Origin of the sequence: Parapedobacter deserti (assembly GCF_042646065.1) — a bacterium.
Classification (GTDB): domain Bacteria; phylum Bacteroidota; class Bacteroidia; order Sphingobacteriales; family Sphingobacteriaceae; genus Parapedobacter; species Parapedobacter deserti.
The window spans coordinates 1-11484 of the sequence record NZ_JBHRTA010000053.1; the positions used below are offsets into that span (position 1 = coordinate 1).

The 11484-nt window shown below is 50.9% G+C and carries 3 protein-coding genes; 1 reads left to right on the forward strand and 2 read right to left on the reverse strand.

Translation table 11 applies throughout. The features are described 5' to 3' along the window. On the reverse strand, positions 1-7293 hold a 7293-nt coding region (locus tag ACFOET_RS17865), incomplete at its 3' end, for an Ig-like domain-containing protein (RefSeq protein WP_456320336.1). A 277-nt stretch (positions 7294-7570) separates the two neighbouring features. On the opposite strand from ACFOET_RS17865, the gene ACFOET_RS17870 reads away from it, so the two are divergent. After that, a complete protein-coding gene (locus tag ACFOET_RS17870; RefSeq protein WP_379025202.1) occupies positions 7571-10606 on the forward strand; it encodes a sensor histidine kinase in 3036 nt (1011 codons plus the stop codon). Here the strand turns inward: ACFOET_RS17870 and ACFOET_RS17875 are convergent. Further along, on the reverse strand, positions 10569-11225 hold the full coding sequence (locus ACFOET_RS17875) for a response regulator (protein WP_379025204.1): 657 nt from the start codon (positions 11223-11225) through the stop codon (positions 10569-10571). The genes ACFOET_RS17870 and ACFOET_RS17875 overlap by 38 nt on opposite strands. Positions 11226-11484 lie beyond the last annotated feature (259 nt).

The following is an 11484-nucleotide window of genomic DNA, read 5'->3' on the forward strand; positions in this document are numbered from 1 at the left end:
CGTAAGGTCTACGGTGCCGCCCGCACAGGCTACCGCCGGATCGGTGATGACTACATTCGGCAAAGCATGGATGGTCAGCGTCACCGCCGTGCGCGTCAGGCTCACCAGGGCGCCCTTCTGTGCTTCGGCATAATAAATTATCGTTCCTATGCCAGATAGGGAGGGGTTGGCAACCACATTTCCATTCGTTGCCGCATCGTACCAGACGATGGTCTGGCCGTCGGGCACTGAAGCGGCCGCCGTAAGTGTCGGCACCGGTGTTTCGGCACATGCATCCATGTCGCCACCGCTCACCGGCGCGGCCGGAACCGATGGGAGCGCCGTAGTGACCGCAGTATTGTTGGCGAGGTCCGCATCATCCGTGTCGGTCGATACTTCGACCGTATTGACCAGGTCCTCGCTCATCGTGTCTGACGGCTGTATCGTCACTTCGTAAGTGACGGCTGCGCCGTCGGGCAATAACAGTATCGTCTGGTCCAAATCGCCCGAACCAGCGGTTCCCGGCAAAAATACGGTACCGGCAGTCACCTGGGCTGTCCATCCCAGCATCGTGGCACCCGGAGGAACGACGTCCCGTACCCGGACACCCTCGGCATATGCAGGGCCATTGTTTGTGACGGTAATTACGTATTCCACGGCTGAGCCGGGCACATAACCGGGCTGGCCGATATCTTTCAGCGCTTTGGTCACCGCTACGTCGGCGCCATTGACGGACGTCAACGTTACCTCATCGAAAACGCTGCAATCGCCTTCGGTTACCGTCCACCGCAAGGTAACCGAAGTGTTAGGGGACAAGGTAATCGTTGCATTAGGACTGGTAGGATCAACGAACTCAGCGGGCTGCTCCGTCGATACGACAGACCATATTCCGGTGCCGAGTGTCGGCGTATTTGCAGCCAGCGTAAAGGTGTTGTTATGGAATTTCGTTTGGTCAGCGCCCGCATTTGCGGTCAACTCACCCGTTACGGTAACGGTTACGGCATCAGTCGGTGCAGATTCGCATGTCAGGCCATTGGCCGTAGCGACCGTGATCCGGCGGTACTGTATGGTATTGGTCGCCGCGTCCGGCTGGTACGTCGCATCGCTGGCACCTGTAACTGCCGACCATGACGTCCCATCGGGCGAAGATTCCCAACGATAAGTTATGGTGCCGGTACCCGTACCCGTTGCCACCGAAGTCAATGCTTCCGGGGTTTCCCCGTAGCAGATCGCTTGGTCCGCACCGATGCTGCCCGCTCCCGGTGTGTCATTAACCATCAATGTAAACGACGACTCCGTTGTGCAACCCGCTGTAGTAGCCGCATATTGATACAACGTATACGTTCCGGCCGCGGAAATCACATCACCCACCATATACCGCGTGCCATTTGCGCCGGCTTCGGTATAGTAAGCGCGATCGCCGGTCAGGTCCGTACCCGTAATTTCCGGGAGTGTAAACGGACCGCACACCACCTGATCGTCCAACGGATCAATGACCGGTTGCGCATTAATGGTCAATGTCACAGCGGTCCGTGTCTCACTCTCACAATCGCCATTGCCAGCTTCCGCGTAATAGGTGATCGAGCCCACCGCATTCAGCACGGGCGAAGCAACGGCATTGCCGCCTGTAGGTGCATCATACCAGGTAACGGTGATCCCCGCAGGTACAAGTGCCTCGGCCGTCAGGGTCTGGATTGGCGCGGTTGCGCACTCCTCCTGGTCTCCGCCGCTCACCGGAGCAGCGGGGACTTCGGGCGCTTCCGCAACGGTAACGGTAATCGGAGTCGCATCGCATCCACCGGCGATCAGCCGCATCGCGGCCTCATAAGTGCCCGCAGGCACATCGGTGAAGATGGGAGACGACTGATATACCGGTGTTTCACCGGTCTGATAAACCGCATACTCATAAACCGGATCTACTGGAAATTCGATTTGTCCTAACGGATTGTCACAGTCCGGCTGAACCACCACGGGTGTATAGGTGGTGGGGGTCGGACTGATGACCACCTCCAGCGCTTCGCTCACGCAGCCGGGTACGGATGTATGCTGGGCCGTTACCAGATAGGTGCCGGGAGCAACGTTTTCAAATAGCGGGTCGGACTGGTAGTCCACGCCGTTGATGGAATATTCGAAACCTGCGCCTATGGGGTCAGTGATGTTTATCGATCCCGTTCCCACCACACAATCCGGATGCGTAACGATAACCACCGGCCGGTCAACGAATTGGACATTTACCGGCGCAATCGTGCTGCAGCCCGTCGCCGGATCGGTGCCCTTGATGTAATAGATGCCCGAGGCCGTTACAGCCGCCGGATCGGTCAGCTCCATGGTTCCCGCTGCATCGGTATGGTAACTATACACCAAGCCGCCATCACTTCCTGCGGTGACCGCCGCAGCGGTAAGGTCGATCGCATTGCCCGAGCAGGTGATCGCCGGGTCGGAGATTACCACGTTGGGCAGGGCGTATATCGTTAATGTCACCGCCGTACGCGTTTCGCTCACCAGCACACCCTTCTGCGCTTCAGCATAATAGGTTACGGTACCGATCGCATCCAGCACAGGGCTGGCAACCACATCGCCCCCTGTCGGCGCGTCGTACCACACCACAGTCTGTCCAGCCGGAACCGTCGCGGACGCTGTCAATGTCTGCACGGGGTCTTCTGCGCATGCCTCCTGGTCGCCCCCGCTCACCGGCGCAGCCGGAACCGAAGGCAGTGCTGCGGTGGTTGCCGTATTGTCCGTTTCATCCGGATCTTCCGTGATGCTGGTCACGGTGGCCGTATTCACCAAATCATCAGTTAAATCAGCAGCGGTTTCTACGGTAACCTCATATGTTACGATCCCACCGCTCGGCAGCACCGGGATCGTTTCGCTCAAGCCATTTGTGCCAGAGCCATTCGGCAGGATTACGTCGCCGGCTACGACGGTGGCTGTCCAGCCGGAAATGGTTGAACCAGCAGGTGCGGTATCATCAATATTCACATCGCGGGCATCGCTAGGGCCATCGTTGGCGACCGTGATCACGTAGATTACGTCTTCGCCCGGGATATATCCTTGCTGCGTATCGTCAGCTAATTCCTTCGTTACCGAAACCGAAGCGACCGGTGCCGCTGGAAGGGGTGTCGTTGTGCAGGCGTCACAACCGGGAGCCGGGTCTGGCGTAACCGTGGTCACTTCAACGGTGTTGCTCAGATCGCCTATCCGGCCGGAGCCGGTTGCTAAGGTGACCTCATAGACCACTTCTGCGCCATTCGGAAATAACGCAATGGTTTCCGCCAAATCTCCCGTACCGGAAGCATTCAGCAAATCAACCGTACCTGCGGTAACGGTAGCCGTCCAACTACTGATAGCCGTTCCCGATGGCGCCACATCGGTTACCGTTACGTCTACCGCATCCTCCGGACCGTTGTTGGTGATGGTAATCGTGTACACAACGTCCTCTCCCGGTGCGTAGGAAACCTGTGTAGCTTCTTGCAATTTCTTCACTGTTACGAGGTCGGCCGAATCCCGAGCGATCAGGATGGTATCAAGTACCGAACATCCGTCCGGAAAATCAACTTTGATGGCGTATTCGCCGGGCTCCGTGACCACGAGTTCGCTGGCGGTGCCGATGACTGCACCGTCCTTCTTCCATTCGTATTGCGATAATGGCGATCCAAAAAAGCCATCCGTCGAAATGGTGTACGGAAATTCGGCGTCGCTCAGGCTCACATCTGGTCCAAGCCCCTCAATCGGCGCCGCGCCATCGTAGGGAGCGATGTCCCAGCCCGTATTGCCGCCCAAGTCCGAGCTGTGCGAGCCGGCAGTGAATTCAGCTCCTCCGACGGCTGATATGCGCTGGAGGCGAACGTAATCGAATTCGACCGCACCGGAAGCCTTAGTGACGGTCGCATTGGCCGACATACTGCTACTGGTAATTTCGGTCAATCGGCAGGGCGTGCCACTGCCAAACCACTCGTCGGTAATCGTCGTATTTGTCCCTGCGGTAAATGTGTACATATTGCCCGGGAAAAATATCAGGGTATCGATCGTATTGTTTGTTCCGTAGACGGCTCCGCTACCTTTGTACTCGACCCTTCCGAACGTACTGTTATCACCCAGAATACCGATAGCCGAGCTTGTGCTGGGATCCGTAAAGGTGACCGACCCGATCGCAGCATTCGAGAACCGTGCGTAATTACTCAAGGTGCCGGATACATTCATCACATTGTAGTTGAGCCCATCGATATAGACCCGCTGCGCATTAATCACCGAATTATCCGCATTGAGTGTCCGATTGGCAAATTCGCCGGTGTACGCCCACACCCTTGTGTTGACTATGGTGTTACTGATATCCACATGGATATCCGTATCGTTATTGTAATTATTCAGCGTATCTATGGTTAACACAATATCTGAAGCATCAAACGTGCCGCTAAACAACCGGATCGACGTTTGGTTATTGCTGAAATCAGCCGGGATCCGAAGTCCGCCGACTCCATTTGCTTTGCGCACCACCACGTCAAAGTTGCCCAATGGCTGGCCATTTAGCGTGGTTGCCTCATTGCCTTTAAATGAAATGGTCGCATTTATCGTTACACCGGTGCCCGCATCGAACAATGAACCGAAAGATTCCATTTCCCAGCCCATGGTTCGATTCAGGACTGGCGCATTGGCTGCCCCTTGCCAACTCATGTTGCGGAAATAGGCATTGCCTGCACTGACGGTTACCGTTTTCGAACCCGGCGTGAACCCGCTGTTCGCGTCGAAATACACATCGTTGTTTACGGTGGGTATACATGCGCCCCCTGGCCCACCCGGGGTCGTACTCCAATGCAACGCATCGTTCCAGTCGCCCGCGCCGCCTATCCAATACCGTGGGTCGTCATCCGATGCGTCAATATTCCATCCGGTATTGCCGCCAGCATCTGCACCCGAAAAGCTAATGGGAAGGCTCAGGCTGCCACCACCACCGGTAGCGACAATATTTTCCATATACACATTGGTAATGTTTACTTCGGCGTCTGCACCGAATTGCAATGTGCTCGCTCCGGTTTCGCTCCGTATCTCCCCAAGGCCGCTGCAATCGGGGTGTACTGCCTGGAAGTACTTTTCGATCCGGTTGGTGGTGCCGGTATACATGCGAAGGTTGCGGTTTTCCCCGACAATGAGCGAATCAATGACATTCCCGGATCCTCGGATCATACCACGGCCCTTGAATTCCAGTGTACCGATAATGTTATTACCATGTATTATGGCATCGCTCGTAGACGATGGATTGCTAAACGTCAGAAAATCGATCGTCGCATTGGTGATGTTAAATGCGTTGAAACTTGTCGGGCTGCCCTCCACGCGATAGAATGTCCCGGTCCGGATATCCAGCTTGTTGTTAGCGAGCACATAGGAGCCCGCCGCATCGGTCGTTTTCGCGTCGTTCAGGAACTCCCAATTGTTTACCGTAATGGATGCATCGCGCATATGCAGCACCCCGCCCAATGACTGAATAGCCGCAAACGCATGGATGTTTATGGTCCTGTCCGCCACATTTACATCCCCGCGCAGCCAATTGATGATGCCCTGCGGATTGCTCCAGTCGTCTGCCAACGTAACCGTTCCCATGTCCGTGGCGCCCGTTTTGCGGATGCGCAGCTCCAGCGCACCTAGCGCACTGCCATTTGTTGTGACCGTCACGTCCGCTTCACCTGCCATGAATAGCATGGCATTCATCGTGACATTTGGGTTGAGGATTACGGAGCCATACACCCGCAGCAGAAAGTTATTGTTATCGTCGAATATCGGATTGCCCGTGATGCCGGTGGTCCAGGTCATATCACGGCAATAGGAGTTGCCCGAAGTAGTGACTGTCCCGCCGGCGTTCAAGCCACTGTTTTCGTTGAAAATAACGTCGTCCGTGGTAAACGGGATGCACGCACCGCCTGCGCCACCGTCACTTTCGCTCCAATGGCTACGGTCGGCCCAATCGCCCGGACCACCCACCCAATAAAGGGTACGGCTTTCCATGGCGGGCGTATTGATGATAAAACCCGTATTGCCCTCGTTGTCTATGCCGTTGACCGTGATTGGCGTGATGCTGCCCGTAGCCGCGAGGTTACCCAGCAACACATTATCGATATCAACCTCGGCATCATCAGCAAAATGAATCGTACCCGCGTTACTTCCGGTGATTTCCGTGAATCCGTCGCATGAGACGCCGCCGGCACGGAAGTATTTATTGATGGTAATATCCCTAGCGATATAAATGTTCTTATTCGGTGCAGTCAACAGGGAATCGAAAACATGTCCGCCATTATTGGCGGTAAACGTACCGCCGACTTCCGCATATTCGATTACATTGTTTACCCCGCCGATGCCGAAGACCCCCACTGTACCGTTTTCGGCGAACGAAAGGTACCGGATATTATTGTTGCCCCGTATCACACCTGATCCCAAAAAAATCAATGAATCAATGGTGTTATTGTCCTGGACACGTGCATTGGATGATACTAAGGGGCTGGTAAACGTCAATTTCCTGAACGTGGTATTGAAGACGGAAAAGAGGTCGTTGCCGGGGTTGTGGTGCAAGGCTTCCATCACATCGAATTCACCACCGTCAAGCATCAAGCGGATCCCCACCTGAACAAAAGAACCCGCTGCAGCCACGGTCTTATTGGCGCCGCGGAAATAAAAATTGCGCGAGACCAGCAGTTCGCCGCCGGAGATATCCAAATGCCGCACGTTGCTGTTTTCGCTATTAAAATTGAATGTCGACAGTTTCCGTCCTGATGCATTCAATGTACCTGCCGTAAGCGTTATGCCGTATGTGTTATTAGCCGTCGTCGCCGTGTTTATCAGATCGTCCGCCAATGTCAGTACGCTTCCCGGTTTGTTGATTGTAATGTTCAGAATGCTGTTTATATCGCCGTTGGTCGTCAGTGTAGCCGGATTTGATCCCGCAAACTCCAAACTTACGCTGTTGCTGTAGGTAACCGTTGGCTGTAAGGTAAGATTTCCGTGTACAAACAATATACTTGATCCCCCCCGTGCGAGAATGGGATTGTTAGGCACACCACTCTCCCAGGTCATATTTCTACAAAACGCATTGGCATCCAAGGTGACGGTACGCGCTGCTACGGTTGTGCCAAAGCCACTGTACGCGCCAAAGAACACGTTATCGCCCGCAGCAGGCACGATACTCGGTGCGCTTCCAGTGGGACTTCCCAACCTCCAGTTGTTTATATTGCTCCAGTTACTTCCACCGCCTACCCAATAGTAATCGGCGGCCTGCACTTGAAAAATTGAGAAAAATAGAAAACAGGTAAATAAAGCTCTTTTCATAGTGGATGTTTATTAACAATAAAAAATAGAACCTGAAAGCGGCAAGCCCGTTCCATCAGTGCCTTTCATTAGTAGCTGCACAAATATATTTAACTAGATACCCCATGATCATGGGCTTTCCTTGAAATACTTCTCGAAAGCATCGTGTTTATTTCCTAGAATATTTTCTATGCAAGCGCACAGCCGTTTACAATTTCTTATATTTGGACAATGTTCCCGACGCATCAGGAAACTTGCTAATCTTAAACATCGATCTAACTATAGCTTTTCATACAGAATGGTTACCGGATTTACGCGCTTGCTTAACAAAGCATACTATCTATTTTTACTAACGGCAATACAACTTCATATAAATCAGACTTTTGCGGCAGACGACACGTTTATTATTAATCGATATACAGACGACCATGGCCTTCCGCAAAACAGCATAAAAGGAATCGGTCAGGACAACTTAGGTTTCATTTGGCTGATTTCCGAAAAAGGTCCCATTCGCTATGATGGCCAAGGCCAATTCAGAACGTTTGACGAACTATCAGAAACGTTAAAAGCCATTCGGATGAGTGCTTTGTATAAAGTTGACCGATCGGATGAGCTGTGGGCCAGGAGTGAAATCGGGGAACTGGTTTTGCTAAAAAGTGGAAAAGCGGCATTGTCCGAAAACGCACAACATGAAATCACACGCAACTTTGCCTTACAATACCCCCAAAATGTACACTATAACCTTTCGTTGCCCTCACCATATCCAAGTGACAACCCTTCACACGTCTTCGTACCAGATGGCATGGAGGGCGGTTTCATCGTATCGCGAGATTCCATTTCGCGAATCGGAAAAAATGGAATCACAGTAACTTCCATCTATTTTCCGAACGATGGACCCTGGCATTTCGCCGTCCATCAGGGCAAGTTAATTTATTTCAGCCACTCCCTGGATTACGTCGAAATTGGAAGCGACCTTCAACCGAAAACGAAAAAGATTTCCGGTGATCTGCTACAATTGCCGCCAGGAACCAGTTTCACGGTGTATTGGAATGCGGCTTCCCAACAACTTTTTATGTACACCGAGAAAAACGTTTACCGTTTAGCGGAGCACAATGCCGAAAACTTACACAGCACGCTGTTATTCGCTGGCTTTGACTTTAAAAAGCACGATATCATTACAGCCTTTTATCTGGAATCACAGGCGCAACTCTTTCTCGGCAGTGCCACAAAAGGATTGTTTATTTTAAAGAAGCGGCATTTCAAGTTGCTTGGCGTAGGCGACCGGTATCCAAGTAATGTGTATTACAATCAGACCGTGTTACGAAATGGGTTGTTGGTCACCGATCATGGCGTGGCGTTCGATCAAAATGACCAGCCCCACTTTTCACCAATTTTGCAGCGAAAAGAGCCCAAATACGGTCAAATAGCAGGGCCAAATGAAAACCTTTGGATTTTACAAGCCGACCAAATCCTTATCATGCCTCCCGAACTTGACCACATCGTCGGAAGAAAACCGTTCCCGGATTTACCTCGGTTTGCGTTCAAAGACCGGGCGTCCAATTATTGGTTTGGAGGCGAGAACGGGAAGCTGGTTAGGTATGATGCCCGTGCTGATACGTTCCGTGCCGAAGCTTCGTTTCCCAGCAAGATCAGTTATCTGGAGCGCAAGTCCGACAACGAATTACTGATTGGTACTGTTGAAGGCCTTTTTGTGTTCAACCTTACTTATGGCACTTGGCAAGAAATCTCCAAATTCAAAAATAAACTGATTCGCAGCATCCGAAACGATTCGGACCGCAGGTTTTGGATTACCACCTATCAACATGGCTTTTTCTTGTATGAAGATGGGGAAATGACCACTTTTCCGCTCGATCGAAACGGTTATTTGTCGACATCTCATTGCATCTTGGAAGATCAAAAGGGCTTTCTTTGGATAAGCACCAACAAAGGAATGTTCAAAGTGAGCAAACAGCAGTTGCTGGATTACAAACAGGACGAATCCAACCACCCATTCTATTTTTACTACGATAGGCAATGGGGGCTCAATACCAATGAATTCAACGGTGGTTGCGAACCGTGTGCCATTGAACTGCCCAACGGTCACCTGTCCTTTCCTTCAATGGATGGACTTGTGCAATATGATCCACTCCTTATCACCGACGAATTCCCGACTGGTTGGATCATCCTTGATGAAGTTACCCTCGATAAAAAACCGTTACTCATACACGACACTATTCAGATTTCTCGTCACTTCCTACGTCTGGATCTCAAAATTTCCACCCCCTTTTACGGTAGTCCTTATAACCTTCAAATCGAGTATATGCTTCAGCGCAGCGATGGCCGGCCCAGCAACGAATGGCTTCCGGTCAACAGCCCTAGCAATACGCTTACCTTCAATGAACTAGCTGCTGGCAACCACGCTATCAAATTGCGCATGCGCAAAGGTGCCCACCCTCAAGCATTTCACTATGCGGTCTTCCATCTATATGTACCACCGATGTTTCACGAAACACGATGGTTCACTGTGCTGTTTTGCCTTTTTATCGGCGCACTTATCTGGCTGACTATCTATGTTAGAACCCGATTTATCCTTAAACAAAACCGCTGGTTACAACAAAAGGTCAATGAACGGACTGCCGATCTAAAAAAACAGTTTGACTGGCAGCAACGCTTGTCCGCATCGATTACCCACGACATCAAATCGCCGCTCAACTACGTGGTTAAAGCGTTGCAACGCGTAAAAAAGATTGCAAAAACGCAAGGCTTTTTACCGGATGAAATGGAACAGATCTACCACTCAACCCAACACCTCTATAATTATTCCGATAACCTGACCAAACTGGCCAAAGTTACGCTGATGAAGGAGTGGTTGAGGTTTTCCGAAGTACGCCTTTTCGATATCGCCCAACAACAGATCGTTACCTTCGAATCGCTTGCAAGATCACGGGGAAATGTTATATACAATCACATCCCGGCCGATACTGCTGTTCGCTCTCATGCCGATGTGCTTTCGATTATTATTCACAATTTGTTGGACAATGCCATCAAATTCACCGAAAACGGCGAAATCATGCTATCGGTTGAAAAAGATGATTGTCAACAAGTCGTATTCCGTATTACCGACACCGGCATGGGGCTGCATCCTGACCAGATCGACTACTACAATGATGACAATAACACAGCTCCGATGCCCGACACAAACGGGCAACAAAGTGGATTGGGATTGATGCTGGTAAAGGATATGGCGCAATTAATTCATGCGGGCTTTACCATTGAGAGCGAGTTAGGATGTAGTACTACGATAACGATTTTGTTGCGTCGTTATGAATGCTAAAAGTATCTATTAGTTGTTTTAGATTCTGTACGTTAAATTTTTTGTATATTTTATTTTTGTACGTACCCACCGTTGATGTATGGATAAACAACGTTTTTGCTATTTCGCTAACGCCCTTACCGTTGACCAACTGGTGACACACCTCCAATTCCCGATCCGTCAGCAGGTGTAAAGGATTGCCGTTTGATCCGGGCCCCTGGTTCATCCGATTTTGCAGTAATTGATCCCGGAGCCCGTCGCTGAGATATTTCTTTCCCTGATACACCGTATCGAGCGCGTCTATAATCTTCTCCTCTTCACAGTCTTTTTGGAGGTAGCCATCTGCTCCGGCATCGATATACCGAAGGGCGTATAATTCTTCTCCATAGGTGGAGAGAACTAATACTTTGACGTTTTTCTGAATTTCTTTGATCATCTTGACCACGTGAAAATTATTTCCCCCTGGCATGTTGATATCTAAAACCACAATATGAATCACTTCTTCAGCTACCAATCGCAAAAGCTTAGGTATGTCTTCCGCGAAAAAAACAACGGAATCAGGCATCCATTCTTGAACAATAAATTTTAATCCCACCCTGATTGCGCTATGGTCGTCCGCAATGGCAACATGTAATGACATTTGATAGATCTTTAACTATAATATAATTTAATCGGCTAATTGAGATTACACAATTGAAAATTTGGTCCAATTGAATGGTCGACCAAATTACATATTTTCCAATCATCAAGCAACCGATCGATAACTAAATATCTAAGGTTGATAGCCGCTAAAATCAATACTCAAGCACGGTCACTTCAGTCCGCCTGTTGGCCTGGTGCTGCTCGCGCGAGCAGGGAACACCGTTGCTGCATCCGTTCACCAGCCGTGTCTCCCCGTA